At 62.9% G+C, this 18,419-nt stretch carries 16 protein-coding genes; 6 read left to right on the top strand and 10 right to left on the bottom strand.

From position 1 onward, the window contains the following. Nucleotides 1-268: 268 nt before the first annotated feature. Nucleotides 269-2,329 carry an elongation factor G gene (fusA, locus tag J2W49_RS13635; protein ID WP_310316874.1) on the top strand — a complete coding sequence of 687 codons (2,061 nt, stop codon included), beginning with the start codon at nucleotides 269-271 and terminating at the stop codon, nucleotides 2,327-2,329. A gap of 760 nt (nucleotides 2,330-3,089) precedes the next feature. Here fusA and J2W49_RS13630 read toward each other — a convergent pair. From J2W49_RS13630 to J2W49_RS13610, 5 genes are all read right to left on the bottom strand, one after another. Continuing rightward, nucleotides 3,090-3,182: a DUF4113 domain-containing protein gene (locus J2W49_RS13630; RefSeq protein ID WP_310316871.1), complete on the bottom strand. Its 93-nt coding sequence runs from the start codon at nucleotides 3,180-3,182 to the stop codon at nucleotides 3,090-3,092. Nucleotides 3,183-3,227: 45 nt separating this feature from the next. Then, nucleotides 3,228-3,956 carry a complement resistance protein TraT gene (traT, locus tag J2W49_RS13625; RefSeq protein WP_310316869.1) on the bottom strand — a complete coding sequence of 243 codons (729 nt, stop codon included), beginning with the start codon at nucleotides 3,954-3,956 and terminating at the stop codon, nucleotides 3,228-3,230. Nucleotide 3,957: 1 nt separating this feature from the next. After that, a complete protein-coding gene (locus J2W49_RS13620; RefSeq protein WP_310316866.1) occupies nucleotides 3,958-6,171 on the bottom strand; it encodes a S1C family serine protease in 2,214 nt (737 codons plus the stop codon). Nucleotides 6,172-6,716: 545 nt separating this feature from the next. Continuing rightward, nucleotides 6,717-7,247 (bottom strand): DUF6933 domain-containing protein, encoded by a 531-nt coding sequence (locus J2W49_RS13615; RefSeq protein ID WP_310316863.1) that lies wholly within the window; start codon nucleotides 7,245-7,247, stop codon nucleotides 6,717-6,719. Nucleotides 7,248-7,336: 89 nt separating this feature from the next. Further along, nucleotides 7,337-8,902, bottom strand: a complete 1,566-nt coding sequence (locus J2W49_RS13610) for a sensor histidine kinase (RefSeq protein WP_310316860.1) — start codon at nucleotides 8,900-8,902, stop codon at nucleotides 7,337-7,339. 390 nt (nucleotides 8,903-9,292) lie between these two features. Between J2W49_RS13610 and J2W49_RS13605 the strand changes: the two genes are divergently transcribed. The 3 genes from J2W49_RS13605 to J2W49_RS13595 all read left to right on the top strand — a co-directional run bounded on the left by J2W49_RS13605 (nucleotide 9,293) and on the right by J2W49_RS13595 (nucleotide 12,409). Next, nucleotides 9,293-9,931: a Crp/Fnr family transcriptional regulator gene (locus tag J2W49_RS13605; RefSeq protein WP_310316857.1), complete on the top strand. Its 639-nt coding sequence runs from the start codon at nucleotides 9,293-9,295 to the stop codon at nucleotides 9,929-9,931. Nucleotides 9,932-10,219: 288 nt separating this feature from the next. Further along, entirely contained in the window at nucleotides 10,220-11,785 is a 1,566-nt protein-coding gene (locus J2W49_RS13600) for a methyl-accepting chemotaxis protein (RefSeq protein ID WP_310316854.1), read from the top strand. Between the two features lie 135 nt (nucleotides 11,786-11,920). Continuing rightward, a complete protein-coding gene (locus J2W49_RS13595; protein ID WP_310316851.1) occupies nucleotides 11,921-12,409 on the top strand; it encodes a GNAT family N-acetyltransferase in 489 nt (162 codons plus the stop codon). A gap of 14 nt (nucleotides 12,410-12,423) precedes the next feature. On the opposite strand, the gene J2W49_RS13590 is transcribed toward J2W49_RS13595, so the two are convergent. Then, a complete protein-coding gene (locus tag J2W49_RS13590) occupies nucleotides 12,424-13,332 on the bottom strand; it encodes an AraC family transcriptional regulator (protein ID WP_310316848.1) in 909 nt (302 codons plus the stop codon). A gap of 116 nt (nucleotides 13,333-13,448) precedes the next feature. On the opposite strand from J2W49_RS13590, the gene J2W49_RS13585 reads away from it, so the two are divergent. Together J2W49_RS13585 and J2W49_RS13580 are read left to right on the top strand one after the other, a co-directional pair. Continuing rightward, a complete protein-coding gene (locus J2W49_RS13585; RefSeq protein ID WP_310316846.1) occupies nucleotides 13,449-14,234 on the top strand; it encodes an SDR family oxidoreductase in 786 nt (261 codons plus the stop codon). Nucleotides 14,235-14,251: 17 nt separating this feature from the next. Then, nucleotides 14,252-15,169, top strand: a complete 918-nt coding sequence (locus tag J2W49_RS13580; protein ID WP_310316842.1) for a patatin-like phospholipase family protein — start codon at nucleotides 14,252-14,254, stop codon at nucleotides 15,167-15,169. A gap of 44 nt (nucleotides 15,170-15,213) precedes the next feature. Here J2W49_RS13580 and J2W49_RS13575 read toward each other — a convergent pair whose 3' ends face one another. The 4 genes from J2W49_RS13575 to J2W49_RS13560 all read right to left on the bottom strand — a co-directional run bounded on the left by J2W49_RS13575 (nucleotide 15,214) and on the right by J2W49_RS13560 (nucleotide 18,416). Beyond that, a complete protein-coding gene (locus J2W49_RS13575; RefSeq protein WP_310316839.1) occupies nucleotides 15,214-15,555 on the bottom strand; it encodes a bacteriocin in 342 nt (113 codons plus the stop codon). 179 nt (nucleotides 15,556-15,734) lie between these two features. Next, on the bottom strand, nucleotides 15,735-16,499 hold the full coding sequence (locus tag J2W49_RS13570) for an enoyl-CoA hydratase (protein ID WP_310316836.1): 765 nt from the start codon (nucleotides 16,497-16,499) through the stop codon (nucleotides 15,735-15,737). A gap of 256 nt (nucleotides 16,500-16,755) precedes the next feature. Beyond that, on the bottom strand, nucleotides 16,756-17,964 hold the full coding sequence (locus tag J2W49_RS13565) for an acetyl-CoA C-acyltransferase (protein ID WP_310316833.1): 1,209 nt from the start codon (nucleotides 17,962-17,964) through the stop codon (nucleotides 16,756-16,758). 8 nt (nucleotides 17,965-17,972) lie between these two features. After that, the gene (locus tag J2W49_RS13560) at nucleotides 17,973-18,416 is read right to left on the bottom strand and encodes an endonuclease domain-containing protein (RefSeq protein ID WP_310316830.1); all 444 of its coding nucleotides are present in this window, start codon (nucleotides 18,414-18,416) and stop codon (nucleotides 17,973-17,975) included. Nucleotides 18,417-18,419 lie beyond the last annotated feature (3 nt).

Below are 18,419 nucleotides of genomic sequence, written 5' to 3'. Positions count from 1 at the left end.
ATGACATGCAGAGTCGACGGTGACAGTGGTCATGACGGGCTCAGAGAGTTGTTGTTGAGACATCTTGAGTGTGAGCCCATGTCTCAGCACGCTGGCAACAAGGGGGAGGTTAACGCGGCATGCATGCCGGTCAGGTATTGGAAATCGGCGGCGCAATCAATTTGCGTTAGCGCGGTCAATCCCGTACGCTGTCCCGACGTCCACACGCCACGCCCGAGCCCATGCGGACCGCCGGGCCGGCCTTCCGGACGTGCAAAGGAGTCCAACCATGCCAAGCCGATCGAACGGCCTCACGGCCGAAATGAAAGCCGTGCGAACATTGGCGCTCGTGGGCGCCGCGGTCGCCGGCAAGACCTCGCTGGCCGAGGCCTTGCTGTACAAGGCGGGCGCCATCGGCGCGTGCGGCAGCGTCGAGCGCGGCAGCACCGTTAGCGACCACGACCCGCTCGAGCGCCGCATGCTGCATTCGCTCAACGCCTCGGTGATGCACCTCACGCATGCCGGCACGCGCATCTACCTCATCGACACGCCCGGCGGACCCGACTTCCTCGGCCAGAGCCTGCCGGCGCTGGAGGCGGTCGAGACGGTGGCGGTGGTCATCAATGCCGCCACCGGCATCGAGCCGATGGCGGTGCGCATGATGGAATACGCAGCCTCGCGCCGACTTGCCCGCATGATCATCGTCAACAAGATCGACGCGCAGGGCGTCTCGCTGTCGGGTCTGCTGGCCGACATCCAGGCCACCTTCGGCCGCGAATGCCTGCCGCTGAACGTGCCTGACGGGGTCAACCGGCAGGTGATCGACTGCTTCTTCAACCGCTTCGGACGCTCCGACTTCGGCCCCGTCGAAGCGGCGCACCGCGCGCTGGTGGAGCAGGTGGTCGAGGTCGACGCGGCCTTCGTCGACCGCTACCTCGAGAAAGGCGACGTCCACCCGTCGGAGCTGCACGCGCCGCTGGAGCAGGCGCTGCGCGAAGGCCACCTGATCCCGGTTTGTTTCGCCTCGTCGCGCAGCGGCGCCGGCGTGGCCGAGTTGCTTGACGTGATCGTCAAAATCCTGCCCGATCCGACCGAAGCCAACCCGCCGAGCTTCATCGTTGGCGAGGGCGCTGAGGCCATGCCCATGGAGGCCAAGCCTGATTCGACGCTGCACGTGCTGGCGCATGTGTTCAAGGTCACGATCGACCCCTATGTCGGCAAGATGGGCATCTTTCGTGTGCACCAGGGCACGGTCACGCGCGACAGCCAGCTCTATATCGGCGACGGCCGCAAGCCGTTCAAGGTCGGGCACCTGTTCATGCTCCAGGGCAAGGACCACGTCGAGGTGTCGCACGCGCTGCCCGGAGATATCGTGGCGGTGGCCAAGGTCGACGAGATCCATTTCGATGCCGTGTTGCACGATGCGGCCGAAGACAGCCATGTGCACCTCGCTCCGCTGCCGTTACCGGTGCCGGTGTACGGCCTGGCCGTGGAGCCCAAGCGGCATGGCGACGAGCAGCGCGCCTGGGAAATCCTCGGCAAGCTCGCGGCCGAGGACCCGTGCCTGCGCATCGAGCATGTGGCCGCGACCAACGAGACGGTCCTCTACGGACTCGGCGAGCTGCACCTGCGCATCGTGCTCGAACGCCTGCGCGAGGTTTACCGCTTCGATGTCCAGACTCGGCCACCGCGCATCGCCTACCGCGAGACCGTGACCGCGCCGGCCGAGGGCCACTACCGCCACAAGAAGCAGAGCGGCGGTGCCGGCCAGTTCGCCGAAGTCTTCCTGCGCATCGAGCCGCTCGCGCGCGGCGCGGGCTTCGAGTTCGCCGACGAAGTAAGGGGCGGTGCGATTCCGGGCCAGTTCATCCCCGCGGTTGAGAAAGGCGTGCGCGAGGTTTTGGCGTATGGCGCGATCGCCGGCTTCCCCGTGGCCGACGTGCGCGTCGTCGTGTACGACGGCAAGCACCACAGCGTGGACAGCAAGGACATCGCCTTCGCGACCGCCGGCCGCAAGGCCTTCATGGCGGCGATTCGCGAGGCCCGGCCGGTTGTGCTCGAGCCGATTGTCCAGATCGAGATCGCCGTGCCCGAGCATTCCGTGGGCGACGTCACGAGCGACCTGTCGTTGCGGCGCGGCCTGGTCACAGGCACATCGGGCCTGGGGGCCGGCACCGTGGCCATCGGTGCTCATGTGCCAGAGGCCGAGCTGGCCGACTACCAGTCGCGGCTCAATGCGATAACCAGCGGCCAGGGGCGCTACACCGTCGCGTTGTCACACTACGAGGCCGTTCCGCCGGCCATCCAACAGACGTTGATGGGGCGGTACCGGGTGCGCGAAGAAGACTAGGAAAAGCGCAGCGTCCATGCTCAGCTTGCACGCGCGTTGCCGAGCAATCGACTTGGGCGTACAGTGAGATCAAAATGCTCCCTCGCCCGGCGATTGCGATCACCCCAATTCTTGTGGCAAATGTCCGACAAGCAGCGGAGGCCGTCGGTCGCGACTGGAAGCCAGGTTCACGGGGACTGGCAGGAAGCTGTCATCAGCAAACCCGGTAGTGCGGCAACATCGATGACCGGTATCGAACGGGCTGCAGTCATCCGGCTTGCCTGGGCCATAGGTTGCCGGTCAAACCGCTCAGGCGCTGGGAGACCAGTCGGGTTTGCCGGATCTGCTAAACCTGTTCGCGCATCCAGGATGTTGTAACGGCCAGCTTTGTTTGCCCGATCGCGTGGTACTGCACGGTCCGCGCCAAAACGCCTGCTGCGTACTGGGCAAACCTGGGGTTGTTCGCAGGCCCTGTTCTCGGCCTTTTCCTTGTTGCCGAACTCGCCGGCTTCAACACCGGCCTCAGCACGTCGCCGCCATCTACGCAGATGGGTTCCAAGTTTCGAGCAAATGTTCGGGCAAATGCCGCCATTGCGGCGCGGGGAACGGTGGTGGCAGGCGCTGAACCCTCTTGATCCTCCGTTCAAGGACTTCAGCGGGTGAGAGTGGGCAGCCCTGGCCATTCTCGCTGCTTATTCCTTGGCGCTCGGCGCCGCCGGTATTTCCGCCAGTCCCGTTTTGTGGGCCGCCCAACCGCGCAGTCGAGGGGGACGCGCGCCCCTCAATGTGGACGTTGGCCCCCGGTTTTGCCTGTGGACGCCGCGTCTACAGCGCCCTTGCCGTAGCGGCCATTGATGGCGTCCAGTGCTCCCATGAGAGCCGACCGGTCCGAGGCGTTTCCCGGCACCCCGATAAGGCATCAGAGGAGGTTCGCCACCATTCGCGAGAGCCTGTCCTGCATGGCCTGAATCACGTAGCCGTGGTTCTCCCTACGGTCGCCGGCATAGACCGCAACTTTGACGGTCTCACGCAAGGCGAAGGAGTCGAAGGTTGCGCGCTCTTCTTCCTCTTTGTGCTCAATGCGGTTGCCCCCAATGACGAAGCTGTCCCGTGACTTACTCTCCTGCCTCACGACGCCCAGGTTCACGTCACACAGGACCAGGTAAGAGTCGTACTCGTTATGCGCCCGCACGACTTCCTGCAGAGTCGCGCCTGCAACGGCTCCCAGAATTGCGCCTGACACGGCCGAGACGCCTCCAGCGCGGCGGCCTGCTTCGTAGCCGGTCACCCCGCCCAACAACGCCCCCACCTCGTTGCCAGCACGTTGACGTCCGCTTGCCACGTTGCCCATGAAGTACAGGTTGACGTCCATCACTATCCCGGCGCCTTCTCCGCCAACGGAGTAGCCCGCAGAACGCAAGCCGCTTTCAACGCTTGTCCTCATCTTCGCCATGTCGATGGACGGGTCTCCCGACGAGTTGCGCAGCCGCAGACGAACCTCTTTGTTGGCAAATTGACTGGACGAAACAAACAGGTTTTTTGACGTCGCACTGCCGATACGGAAGCCAGGAGTCTGAAAGGTTGCCGCGCACCCAGGGAGCGTGGCGGCAGCCAAGGCCGCCAAGACAAAGTGAATTCGGCTGCGCATGCTATCGGGCCTGGAATCTGTTGAGGTAGGTACGTATTTCATTGAAGGAGACACTGAAGTTCAGGTTCTGGGAGCCCTTGTCAACTCGAATCCAGTCATTGACTCCAATCACCACATCCTTGAGGAGAAGGGGCCCGCCTGAGTTGCCGGGACTGATCGGAGTATCCGTCTGCACAAACTCCACAAGGTTCGCCGAAGAAATGGTTGCACTCTTCTGCTTGCGAACCGCGCTGATAACGCCGCGCGTGATGGTGAACTCATAGCCCTTGGGGTGGCCGATTGCTTCTACGGTCTCACCCAGGCGCAGCGGACCCTCGTGAATCCTCAACGGCTTCCCGGTGGCTTGTGGCCGCACAAGTGCGAGGTCCAGGCGAATGTCGTGGTCCACCACTCGACCATAGGACTTTGTCCCGTCGTAGAACACAATTTCTACCAGCGAGCTGCCGTCCACGACGTGAAACGCCGTCAGGATAAGGTCGGGTGTCACATAGAATCCGGTGCCCCCTGCCTTCGAGGTGCGCACAACGACGATGCTGTCAAATCGCTCATCTGCAATCGTCTGTGCCGATGCCGGGCTGGAAGCCGAAGTGGCCACCATCGCCGCAGGCCCCATGGTGCTCGAACTCGAAGATGCGTAAGTCGGGCTCGAGGGGGCGTACGTTCGAGTGTTGAGCGACTGAAGGAATGACTGAACATCGTTGAAAGGTTGGCGGGTCGCCGTCTTCAATCCATCTGGGCCGAAGAGTGCCGACAAAGACACCGGCATGGGGCGCTTTTCCCAATCGGTGACCTCCTGCTCGTTGGTCAAATTGCGCGTGATGCTGGATTTGTCCGGGTCTTCATCGCGGACGTTGTAGGCAACGTTGAATGACTCTCCGTCGTTGACCGCAAAACTGTTCCTCAAGGTCTGCCCGGCTTTGACGTCGATGACGAAGTAGTCCACCTGAGCCGTCTTTGTTGTCTTGATGTCGACGGCTTGATAGGCGTACTCGGAGTACACCGGAATGGTCAGGGTTTGAGGCGTACCGGCCAGTGCGGCCGAGGCTTGGTCCACTTGGTTGCGCGCTGATGAAGAGGCAACCCCATCAGCAATGCCTTGAAGCACGCAGCCCCAGCCTTGGCATGCTTTGGGTATCGCGCTGTTGATTTGCACGCGCTGATACTGTGCCATGGCAGTTTGATAGTTCGTCATGGCTCCCACGTAATCGGGGTTGGCCGTTTCTCTGGTGCCCGACTGAAAGCGACTCTTGATTTCCTGGCGGCTCTTGAACTCTCGAGCAACCTTGGCAGCTGACAGGTCGGTGACGAAGACGAAATCGAACTTGTTCAGGCTACCGTCGGTGAAGATGGCCTCAGTCGCTGGCTCAAAGGAGGATTCGATGTCTTGCTTGAATGCAATCTCAAAATCGAACACGTTCCGGTTCTTGAAACTCGCGCTCGTCAAATCCACGTAGCCAATCTTCACCAGGGATTTGAGCTCCTGGGCAGCAGAGCCAAACGGGGGCTTGGCGGAGCTCAGTGCGCCGACTTCCTCGAGCGTGATGCGCCCATCTGCGTAGAGCTGGCGGCGAACTCTCTCTACGTAGGCGCGGTCTGCGGCCTCTTTACTCTGGGGGCTCAAGTACTTGGCCAGCAACTTGATTCGGCTCTCATATTCCTGGGTGCTCGCCAAGCCCTGCGCCGACTTGAGGGCTTCTTCCTGAAATGCAGGGGAGCTCACGAAATCCTCGTGCACCAAGGCCACCGTGCCGACGTACTCGGCGTCGTGCTTGCCCGAGTCAATTACGGAGGCGGTCACGGCCTGCACAGCCTGCGGCTTGGCGGCCAGCGCCAATGCCGCTACCCGCGCCATGCCTGCGAACAGCGCTTGCGATTGAGCCGCCCCTTGCTTGGTTAGTCGAAGCAGCCGGTCCTCCTTCAGCGCCGACACCACCAGAGAGGCCCCATTGAGCTTGGCCGCCACGCTTGGCCATTCCCCGGGGGCAGGGATTGCCGTCACTGAGCCTACGTCTTCGAGCGCCGCTGCGACCTTGGATGCGTATCGGGTCTCCCACACATGCTCCGCCAGGCGAGTGAGCTCCGGGAGCATCGGGTTGCCCCCTTCCTTGTACCGTTCCACAAAGAAGGTCGCGTTGCGATTGAAGTAGTCATCCGCCTCTGCCAGTTTGGAGGCCCCCACCAAGGACTTTAACTCTCGCACATGGGTGCTGAACACGTCGCTCAGCCCACTCAGCGTCAGCCCAAATGGAGCGGGGCTGGAGGATGAAGAAGGAGAGGCGTTCCCCGCCCCAGAGGGCCCTTGCATTGTGACGCAGCCCGTCAGGAAGGTCGCACTCACAAGGACAGCGCCCAACCGAGGCAAGACGCTCAAATGCTGCGCAGGCGTCCGAGGTATGCAGGAGACACTGGTTTGGCGGGTTTTTGCGTGAGGCATGAGTTGTCCTTGTTTTTGAGCTCAAAACACTCTATCACGTCTTGTTACATTTCAGGCTTCAGTAGGAGTGACCGATATCACGCGAAGGGAGGCACCGTGTTGCCACGGGACCTTGGAATTTCCCGTTCCGTGGACCTTAGCGCCATCCATTTTCGAGTACCCGGACAATGTAATGAAGCTGTCGCTTGCGAGGTCAATCAATGAATGACCGCTGACCACCCTCGCAACTGTTCATCACCGCCGTCCACGAGTGACTCAGTGCAGCCTTCACCTGACCTAGCTCGCGAGTAAATGACCTCCCGCAATGGCCGATAAGGGGAGTTCGCTCACAGGACGGAATCCCGTTCATGCCTCAACACCACCTCCACCAGATCCCAGGATGCCCGCCCATCCAGCGTCCTCTGGGGCATATCGTTCATCTTCATGATGATGTCCGTGAGGTTGCATGAATCCAGCCCGCCTTCGAACTCCACCGCAGCGGTGTAACACCACACCAGATCATTCATGCAGCCCAGCAGCTTGCGGCTGTCGGTTTTCGCAAACAAACCCGTTTGGTAGGCCTGCAGCGCCCGGTCAATGCGCGCTGGCTCAAAACCCTTCATGGCCAGCAACTGGGTCAGCCCAGCCATGAGCATGTTGGGCAGAGTCTGCACGGTCACGGGCTTCTTTCCCTGGTACAGCACGAACGACAGCAGGTTCGATTCGCTCATGAACAGGAAGAACTTGGTGCGCCCGATCGGAAACCGATGCACATACCAGTTGCCCAGTGGTGCCGTCACGGCCTGTGCTTCAACCAGGTCTGTCTTGCGCAGCCCGATGGCTTTCTGGGCTTCGCCGGTGCATTTGAGGTACAGCATGGAGCCGCACGTTACCACCGCACGCTGGGCGATATTTCCACCTTACCGGCCATCTCCCCCTGGCACAGTAAGAACGGCTGCAGGCGACGTCAGACAGGCCCGACGCTTGGCGTCGGTGTGGCGATGGGCAGAAAGACAAAGAAGGTTGAGCCTTCACCCGGTGCGGACTCTGCCCATATACGGCCGCCGTGCGCCAGGACGATGCGCTGGCACATTGCCAGGCCAATGCCGTCGCCAGCGACCGCCTGGTCCGGGTTGGCCCGGCCGAACATCTGAAAGATGTGTGACTGCATCGCGGGGCTGAAGCCGCAACCATTGTCCCGCAGGGACAGCGTCCAGCCCTCGTCTGTGGTGGCACACGCCAGTTCCAGCAGGATCAGATCACGACCGGCGCTGTACTTGAAGGCGTTGTCCACCAGATTGGCCCACACCTCGCGAATCAGAACGGGGTCGGCCCACACGCGGGGGAGTGTTTCCATCCCCCCAACGCGGAACCGCAGCTCCGGAAACGATGCCGCCGTTTCACCCACGCAGTCGCAGAGCATGTCTGCCATGGCAACCCATGAAGGTTTGAGGCTGCGCCGACCCAGGCGCGAAAACGCCAGCAAACCGTCCATCAGCGCCCGCATCTGGGTGCCGGCCGTCACCAGCTTCTTGCAATACGCTTGGGCGGAGTCGATGTCGCCGGCGGCCAGCGACTCCTGCACGATCTCCGCATAGCTCGTCATGTGCCGAACCGGTTTCTTCAGGTCGTGCGACAGAGCGTGACTGAACGCTTCGAGCGAGCCGTTGGCCTCCTCAAGATGCTGGGTGCGCTCCCGCACCATCGCCCGCAACTTGTCGTTCGTCAGGCGCTTCTGCTCTATGAGCTCCCGGTAGACAGTGATGTCCTGAATGGTCCAGGTTCCCGGTGGACCGAATCTGTCGCCCTGCCTTTCAGGCACGCCACGGCAGCGCACCCAACGGCGTCGCCCATCCCGGGTTGAGATGGGCAGTTCGTGGTCAAACGCTTCCCCGCTCTGCAGGACCCGTGTCAATCGCTGCTGAAAGTCCTGGTGATTCTCGGGGCTGACAAACGCAAAGAACGATTCACAGGTCTTGGGCGATTCGTCAACAGGAAGATCAAGGATGTCGTACACCTCGCAGGACCATCGCATCATTCCCGTTCCGGTGTCGACTTCGACGCGGCCGAGCCGGGCCAGCCGCTGGGCCACCTGCAGGTGATGCTGAAGCTCGACATTGGCTTTTTCGAGTGCCCGCTTCTCGCTGATGTCGCTCTGGATGGAGAAGTAGGCCAGCACTTGGCCCTGGCTTCCGCGGATGATCTCGATGTTCAACAGCGCCAGGTAAGGTTCTCCGTTCTTGCGATAGTTGACAATTTCGACGCCGGCCACAGACTGGCCCTGACTAAGCCGCTCGCGCAATTGCTGTCTGATCCGCTTGTCTGTCAATGGCCCCTGCAGTTGCTCGCCGGCGCGTTTGCCCTGCACTTCCCCCAATGTCCAGCCGGTGACTTTGGTATAGGTTTGATTCACCCAGTGAATGCGCTGCGAAGCGTCGGCAATCACCACCATGTTGGCACTCTGTTCCACGACCTTCTCCAGAATGCGCAGCCAGGAAGCCAGGTCAGTGAGCTCGTCAGTCGTATCCAGCATGGAATCCTTTCTCATCAACAGGATTGGGCTTCAGCGTGCTCCCGCAACCCTTCATCGGATTGCGTGTGTGTCCCGGCATCTTTCTTGACATTCATCATCGGCATGAATCGGTGATCTGCTTCAATAACCTGCAGGCTTAGTGATCAGACTCACAGACGCTTGCTGCATGCGGCAAGGCCAACAGGTTTGGCTCGGTAGCATCGGCTGCGCCGGCATCGCTGGCCCAACTCAGGTGGAGGTTCTCAATTCGGCGGCACCATGCATGCGGCCGTACAAGCATTGCCGAGCAACTCCATGCACGTGAGCAAAAGCAGCCAGCGGTCAATCGAACCAGCCACGAGGCCACGCTGCGAACACTGCTCTACAAAAACCCGTTGCCTTTTCTCCACCATGTCTCATACAGAGCATGAGCCATTCTGGTCGTTCGTTCGCGAGCGCTCCGTAGCTGTGGGGGAAACGCTGGAAACCCAGGGCGCACGCGGCCAGACGCTGGGCGTGGTCAAGGTCGGACTGCTGAAGGGTCTGCGAAAGGGGCCCGGCGAAGTGGACAAGCCCATCGTGTTGATGGGCAAAGGGCGCTTGATTGGATTCACGCAGCCTTTCGGTCAACCGGCAACCTTGCGTCTGGTCACCATCACGCCCACGCGCGTTTGCGAAGTTGAAATCCAGGCGATCCGGGAGATCGCCATGCTCCATGCTCCGTTCCAGCAAGCGATATACAGAACCATCGCCGATTTCATTGGCTGCATCGCCGACTGGTCGAACCTGCTGCGTCAGGAGAGCTACCTCACCAAGGTATGTGTCGCCCTGCATCTGATCGCAGCTGAAGAGGGCAGCCAGGCGTTTCGCATCCCCAGCCATACCGAACTGGCCAATGTGCTGGGTGCGCGGCGCGAGACCATTGCCAGGCACATCGCGCTGCTGATCGACAAGGGCCTGTTCAAGAAGATCGACCGCTGGCATGGCGTGCTCACCACGGTTGATTGCAACGCACTCCTGAATAGCACAGGCGAAGAACGCCACCCTTAAGACGGGGGTGGTTTCAGCCCTCCTTCACAGCGCCTTGCGAGCAGGCTTGGCGCTCTTCGTTCTCCGGGAGGATTCAGGTGCATCTCACCGACGACGCTGTCGGCAGCTTCTGATCGCATTTCGATTGAGGAAGCTCCATGCGACCGTCTGCTCTTGCGCGTTTCGTCACTTAGCTCGCAGTTTTTCGGCATTCACCCGGATATCGCCGCCATTTCTTCGTTTAGACCGCTGCCGAATATCCCGATGCTTCGCACATCGCATGTCCGAACAACGCAAATGGAGAACCCCATGAATTTCACCAAAAGCCTCAGGATCAGCACCCGTCTGGCAATCGGTTTCGGCACCATGCTGCTGCTCATCGTGGGCATGGCAGCCACGGGTTTCGTGGGCGCGGCCAAGTTGTTTGCAGAAGCCAAAACCATCTACGAAGACCGTACTGTGCCCTTGGGAGACCTGGCCGCCATCAATCAGCTGATGACGAGCAATCGCGTGCTCGCCATGGACGCGATGCTCGAACCGAACGACGTTGAGCAGAATCAGGCGAAGGTTCAGGCCAACGCCGAGCGGATCAGCAAAATCTGGGAGGGCTTCATGGCCACCCACCACACCCCGGAAGAAGCCGAGTTGGCCAAGGCCTATATTCCGGCCCGCGCTGCCTTCGTCAGCGAAGGTTTGCTGCCCGTCTTGGCGGCGGTACGCAATGGTGACATTGAGAGCGCGCGGCTCATTTACAACAACAAGCTCGAACCGCTGTCCCAAGCCGCCATTGAACTCTCCGAAAAGCTCACCCAGCTCCAGATCGACGTGGCCGCACAGGAGTTCAGGCGGGCGCACGAGCTCGAAATGCTGGTCGAGATCGTGATGGTGGCTGCCACCGTCTTTTCGATGCTGTTGGGCGCTGGCATTGCCATCGGGATCACACGCTCCGTCACCCGCCCCATCAATGAAGCGCTGAAGGTGGCCGAGACCGTGGCCGCTGGCGATCTGACATCACAGATCACAGTCCACGGCAAAGACGAAACCGCCGATCTGCTGCGCGCGCTCAAGACCATGAACGACAGCCTGGTGAAAGTGGTGGGGGAAGTGCGAGGCAACGCCGAGAGCGTGTCCACCGCCAGTGCGCAGATCGCTCAGGGCAACGCCGACCTGAGTCAGCGCACCGAAGAACAGGCATCGGCTTTGGAGGAAACATCTGCTTCCATGGAGCAGATGGGCTCAACCGCGAGCCAGAACGCCGACAACGCCCGTCAGGCCAATCAGCTGGCATCCAGCGCCAGCACCGTGGCCCGTGAGGGCGGCACGGTGGTTGGGCAGGTGGTACAGACCATGCGCGACATCAACGACAGCAGCCGCAAGATCAGCGACATCATCGGCGTGATCGACGGCATCGCCTTTCAGACCAACATCCTCGCGCTCAACGCTGCGGTGGAGGCCGCCCGGGCCGGAGAACAGGGTCGCGGCTTTGCCGTGGTGGCGGCCGAGGTGCGCAACCTGGCCCAGCGCAGTGCCGAAGCGGCCAAGGAGATCAAGGCGCTGATTGGTGCCAGCGTGGAGCGTGTCGAACAAGGCACGGTGCTCGTCGATCAGGCCGGTGTCACGATGCAGGAGATCGTCACGTCGATTCAGCGGGTCAGCGACATCGTCGGCGAGATCAGCAGCGCCAGCGTCCAGCAAAGCGCCGGGGTCGGCCAGGTCGGCGACGCCATCGTTCAAATGGATCAGACCACGCAGCAAAACGCCGCGCTCGTTGAAGAGTCTGCGGCGGCAGCGGCCAGCCTCAAGACACAGGCACAGCTTCTCGTGCAGGCGGTGGGGCATTTCAAACTGTCCGGCAGCAACGCCGGCGCCGCATGAGCAGTTCGCTGCGTGGAGCAGAAGGGCCAAGCCCTACCAAAGGGTTGATGGGCCTGCTTGTGAAGAGCGAGCAGGATTCGTGCACCATTCAACATTTAGCGCCGCTGCCCAAAATCCCCACCAGAAAACACCCGCATGCTCACCATCCGTCCCGCCACCCCTGCCGACGAAGACAGCCTCTGGCAGATCATGGAGCCGATCATCCGCGCGGGCGAAACCTACGACTTCCCACGCGACACCACCCGGGCCGACGCACTGGCCACATGGCTGGCGCTGGGCTTCCAGTGTTTTGTGGCGGAAGACGCGCAGCAACGCGTACTGGGCACCTACGTGCTGCACCCGAACCGCAGCGGCGGTGGCTCACACGTGGCGAACTGCGGCTACATGACGGCGGCGGATGCCAATGGCAAAGGCGTGGCACGGGCCATGTGTGCGCATTCGCTGGACATTGCGCGGGCCCAGGGTTTCCGGGCGATGCAGTTCAACTTCGTGATCGCCAGCAACCACCGCGCGGTGAAGCTGTGGACCGGCATGGGGTTTGAGACCGTGGGCCGCCTGCCCAGGGCATTTCTGCACCCGGTGCATGGCTATGTTGACGCCCTGGTGATGTTCCAGACGCTCTGAGGCCCCGCGAGTGTTCAACCCGCCGGGCTTTGCTGGCGCGCGTAGCGGCCCGGGGGCAGGCCCACGTGGCGGCTGAAGGCGGTGCTGAAGGTGCTGGCCGACCCATAGCCCACGCGCTCGGCCACCTCGGCAATGGCCATCCCGGTGCGGCTCAACAAGTCCTTGGCCAGCGCCATGCGCCACACCAGCAGGTACTCCATGGGCGGCAGGCCCACGGCGCGTGAAAAGCGTTCAAAGAAAGTGGAGCGCGACAGCGCGGCTTCCCTGGCCAGTGCATCCACCGTCCAGGTGTGGGCCGGGGCGCCGTGCATCAGGCGCAGGCCCACAGCTACGCGCGCGTCGGCCAGGCCGCGCAGCAGCCCGGGCGGCGCATGGTCTTGGGGATGGGAGCGCAGGGCTTCGATCAGCAACACCTCCACCAGGCGGGCCAGCACCAGTTCACGGCCGGGCCGCGCTTGAAGCGACTCGTCCCTGACCAGCTTCACCAGCAGCGACAAGCTCTCGACACCGCGCACGTGCAACAACACGGGCAGCAGCGAGACAAGCAGCGCGGCGTCAGGCGAGTCGAATTCGAAGTAACCGCCCAACATGCGCACATCGGCGTCACCGGTCTGCCGGCCATGACGCAGCTCGCCCACGGTGCCCTGTGTGGCGCTGGGGTCTAGGAACACCGGCACGGCGGGCTCCGGGCTTGAAAGCGTGAAACCGGGTGTGGCGGGCATGAGCACGAAATCGCCCGCCTCCAAGGTCACGGGTGGCTGCTGGTGCACCGCCAGCACGCACTGCCCTTGCAACATGGTGCAGAAGCTGGGCTGGCCAAACGCCGAATAGCGCACGGCCCAGGCGCCGGCGCCGCTGATCACCTTCGAATACACCGCGCGCGGTTTCAGCAAGGCAATGACTTCCGCCATCGGATCGACCATGGTCGGACTCCTGCAAATATTTTATGGACTATTCATTGTATTAAATCCGGCTTTGCGTGGGTATCGTTGCGTTGTCCCTTCAACAACCCAACCCACCTATCCCAAGGAGTTCTGCAATGAAAACCGTTCTGATCACTGGCTGCTCATCCGGCTATGGCCTCGAAACCGCCCGCCATTTCCACGCCCAGGGCTGGAAGGTGTTCGCCACCATGCGCACGCCCCGCACCCAGCTCCTGCCCTTGTCTTCAACCTTGCACGTGCTGCCGCTGGACGTGACGCAGCCTGAGAGCATCGCCCGCACGCTGGAAACAGTGGGCCCCATCGACGTGCTGGTGAACAACGCCGGCCTGGGCCTGTTCGGCGCCTTTGAGGCCACGCCCATGGCCACGGTGCGCGACATCTTTGAAACCAACACCTTCGGCACCATGGCCATGACGCAGGCGGTGCTGCCGCAGTTGCGCGCCCGCCGCGCCGGCACGGTGATCAACGTGACCTCCAGCGCGACGCTGGCGCCCATGCCGCTGGTGGCGGCCTACACCGCCAGCAAGACGGCGGTGGAAGGTTTCACCGAATCGCTGGCCTTTGAGCTGGAGGCGTTCAACGTGCGGGTGAAGCTGGTCGAGCCGGGCTACGCGCCAACCACCCGTTTCGCCGCCAATGGCGCCGACCGCATGCAGGGCCTGGTGACGCCTGCGTATGCGCCCTACGCCCAGTCGGTGTTCGCCATGTTTGCCCAGCCGGCCGCCGCCACCAGCGAACAAGACGTGGCAGAGGCCGTGTGGCAAGCCGCGAACGACGCTACGCAACGGCTGCGCTACCCGGCCGGCGCCGACGCAGTGGCGCTGGCGGCACGCCACCCCTGGTTTGGCGAGGTGGGCCACAGCCCCGCCGTGGCGGCGTGACGCCCGGACCAACCACCATGAAAACCCTTCTGAATACCCAACGCAGGTGGGCACCGGCGCTCGCGGCGCTACTGCTCTCGGGTTGTGCTGCCACCGAGCCAATGCAGCCAGACCTTTACCCCCGCACGCTGCCGGACGTGCAGCGCAGCGACTCTGTCCGCGGGAAGTCTCCCGTCATCGCGCTCGCGCTGGGCGGGGGCGGGCTCCGCGGTTTTGCGCATGTGGGCGCCCTGCAGGCGCTCGAAGAAACCGGCATGCGGCCACACATCGTGGTGGGCACATCGGCCGGTTCGGTGGTGGGGGCGGCTTACGCCAGCGGCATGAGCGTGGAGCAGATCCGTCAGGCGGCGCTGGCGGTGAAGGTGTCTTCCCTGCTGGATTTCACCTGGCAGGCGGGCGGCTTCATCAAGGGCGACAAGCTCTCAGCCTGGGTCAACACCGTGGTGGGCGACGCGCGCATCGAAACCTTCCCCATCCGCTTCGCGGCCGTGGCCACAGACCTGCAGAGCGCGCAACCCGTGCTGCTGGAAAGTGGCGCCGCAGGGCGGGTGATTCAGGCGTCTTCCGCGGTGCCGGGGGTTCAGGTGCCGGTGGCCTACGCGGCAGGTCACCTGATTGATGGTGGCATCACCAGCCTGGTGCCGGTGAAGTTCGCGCGGGCCATGGGGGCCGATGTGGTGATTGCCGTGGACATCTACTGCCAGGGCCGCCAAGCCACTGCGCTGAACGTGCCGGCTGTGCTGGGCAAGGTCATGCAGGCGCAGAGTTGCCTGATCGCTGCACCGGAAATGGCCGGGGCCGATGTGCTGGTCGCGCCCGCGGTGGACATGCCCAGCATGTCTGACCGAGCCGCGCAAGAGCGCGCCATTCAGGCAGGGTACACGGCCACGCACGCGGCGCTGGCAAAGTGGCGCTCAAGCGCCACCAGCCGGTGACCGCCTCCCCGCGAAGCGAATGCACGCGAACACCGCATGGACGCTCATCCGCGCTCTTTTTCGGCCTTCGGCTCTTTCGGGTTCACCGCACTTCCAGCGGCGCTGCCACCCAGCACGCCGGCCACGCCGCCTATCGTGCCCCCCACGACCACGCCCACTGGCCCGGCCACACCAGCGCCTATGGCGGCACCTGTGGCGGCACCGATCATCATGCCGCCACCGGTCATCACCGACTGGGCTTCACGCTCGGCTTCTTCAGAGTCGATGGGTACTTGTGCGGCGGGTGCCGGATCTTGTGACGGAATGCCATGGCCCGGACGGGCCTGTTCGGCCAGATCCTGGTCGACAGGCACAGCTATCAGGGATGGAGAAGAAGTTGCATTCATGGTGCGCTCCTTGGAAATCCATGCATTGATGAGCCCAACCCATCCATGCACGACTTTCTTTTAGCGCCCGCACAAATTCGCATGGGTCGTCCCGCAGGCCGTGTGCTTGTAGGACAACGCCCCATAGAGGAAAGCCGGAGGCTGCGCACCGGCTGCCCGCCCACCCCCAGTGGCGGCGATCACACCTTGGAGAAGTCCGGCTTGCGGCGCTCCATGAAGGCACCAAAGGCTTCTTTGGCGGCCGGCTCCTGCAGCATGCGGCCGAAGCTGGCGCCCTCTTCGGCCATCACGGCCATCACCTGCTGGGTCTGGCCTTTTTTCATGAGTCGCTTGGTTTCAATGAGTGAGCTGATGGGCTTGGCCGCCAGCTTGTGCGCCACGCCTTGTGCGTAGCCTGCGGCTTCCATGGGCGGCAGCACGCGGTTGACCAGGCCCACTTCCAGCGCGGCTTCGGCCATGAAGGGCTCACCCAGCAGCAGGGCTTCTGCCGCGCGGTGGTAGCCCAGCATCTGCGGCACCAGCAGGCTGGAGGCCGCTTCAGGGCACAGGCCCAGGTTCACGAAGGGCATGGAGAACGCGGCGTTGTCACCGGCGTAGACCAGGTCGCAATGAAACAGCAGGGTGGTGCCGATGCCCACGGCGGGGCCGCAGACCGCCGCAATCACGGGCTTGGGAAACTGCGCAATGCCCCGAAGAAAACGGAACACCGGCGACTCTGCCGTGGCGGGTGGGTTGTTGAGGAAGTCGCCGATGTCGTTACCGGCAGAGAAGATGGCTTCGTTGCCCTGGAACACCACGCAGCGCACGCTGTCGTCGGCTTCCGCGGCAGCCAGTGCGTCGGCCATCGCGCCGTACATGGCTGCGGTGATGGAGTTCTTCTTGTCCGGGCGGTTGAAGGTGAGGGTGCAGACGCCGGCTTCGGTGTGGACGAGGATGTCGCTCATGGTGTGGCTTTCAGAAAGCGCCCCCGGGGGCAAGTGAGTTGCGTCAAAGGATTCGAAAATTACCATGGATGGTCACGGCGCCGTGTCATCGGGAAGACGTACCCCCCCATTTGAAGACACGACGTCACAGGCAGCGCTGGTGACAGCAATCCATCCGGAGCAGAGTGCCACCTTCCAGAGATGCCGTGGATCCGGCTCCGCCGGGCTGCAGGCATCGCCCCCCTGGTGACGCGAAGCGGCGCGGGGGGGTGGGTCGTTAGACCCTTTCGATAATTCCGGCAGCGCCCTGCCCCATGCCCACACACATCGTCACCATGCCGTACTTCTTGTTGTGCCGGCGCAGCGCATGCACCACCGTCGCGGCACGGATGGCGCCGGTGGCGCCCAGCGGGTGACCCAGCGCGATGGCACCACCCATGGGGTTGACCTTGGCCGGGTCCAGGCCCAGGGTGTTCATCACGGCGAGCGACTGGGCAGCGAACGCTTCGTTGAGTTCGAACCAGTCGATGTCGTCCTGCTTCAGGCCGGCGTACTTCAACGCAGCGGGAATGGCCTCAATGGGGCCGATGCCCATGATGTGCGGCGGCACGCCCCGGCTGGCGTAGCTCACGAAACGGGCCAGCGGCGTGAGGTTGTAGCGCTTGAGCGCGGCCTCGCTCACCACGATCAGCGCGCCCGCGCCATCGCTGGTCTGCGAGCTGTTGCCGGCCGTCACCGAGCCGCGCGCGGCAAACACCGTGCGCAGCTTGGCCAGGCCTTCCAGCGAGGTGTCGGGCCGCGCGCCTTCGTCCAGGCTCACGGTGCGCGTGGTCGTGCTCACCTCGGCACTCTCCAGGTCCACGCTGCGCTCGGTCACTTCCACCGGTGTGATCTCGTCGGTGAACTCGCCGTTCTTCATGGCCAGCACGGCGCGCTGGTGCGACTGCACCGCAAACGCGTCCTGTGCGTCGCGCGACACCTTCCACTGCTGCGCCACCTTCTCTGCAGTGAGGCCCATCCCGTAGGCGATGCCGTAGCTCTCCACGTCGTCGGTGTTGCTGAAAATGCTGGGCGAGAGGCTGGGCGAGTTGCCCATCATGGGCACCATGCTCATGCTCTCGGTGCCAGCAGCGATCATCACGTCGGCCTCACCCACGCGAATGCGGTCAGCGGCCATCTGCAAGGCAGAAAGGCCGGAGGCACAGAAGCGGTTGACCGTGATGCCCCCCACGCTGTTGGGCAGGCCGGCGAGGATGGCGCCAATGCGCGCCACGTTCAGGCCCTGCTGCGCTTCCGGAATGGCACAACCGCAGATCACGTCTTCCACGGCTTTCGGGTCCAGCCCCGGCACCTGGGCCATCGCCGAACGCAGGGCGTGGGCCAGCAGGTCGTCCGGGCGCAGGTGCTTGAAGGAGCCCTTGTGCGAACGGCCGATGGGGGTGCGGGTGGCGGCGACGATGTAGGCGTCTTGAATCTGTTTGCTCATGGTGGTTCCTAAGTGTCTTGCTCCCTCTCCCGCTTGCGGGAGAGGGTTGGGGTGAGGGTCTGCAACGTCTGCCAGATCTTCTCCAGCACGGCAGGGGTTTCATTCATCACTTCATGGTTCCAGAACCTGATCACCGTCAGGCCCTGGGATTCAATCAAAGCGGTTCGCGCCTGGTCATAGTCTTGTTGCTCCGCATGCTGGCCGCCATCAATCTCAATGACAAGACCGACTTCAAGACAAACGAAGTCGAGGATGTAGGGACCGAGCGCACGTTGGCGGCGGAACTTGAATCCCTGAAAACGCCGGCCTTTGAAGTGCTGCCAGAGCAAGGACTCAGCGTCTGTCATCTGACCGCGCAACTCACGCGCTTTCACCTTGGCGCCTGCCCTCACCCCAACCCTCTCCCGCACGCGGGAGAGGGGGTAAGTCACGTCGGCCTCGGCAGTCTTCATCAC

Origin of the sequence: Hydrogenophaga palleronii (assembly GCF_031457455.1) — a bacterium.
Classification (GTDB): Bacteria; Pseudomonadota; Gammaproteobacteria; order Burkholderiales; family Burkholderiaceae_C; genus Hydrogenophaga; species Hydrogenophaga palleronii_A.
The sequence above is the reverse complement of the archived record's forward strand: the minus strand, read 5'-3'. Positions and strand labels throughout refer to the sequence as shown.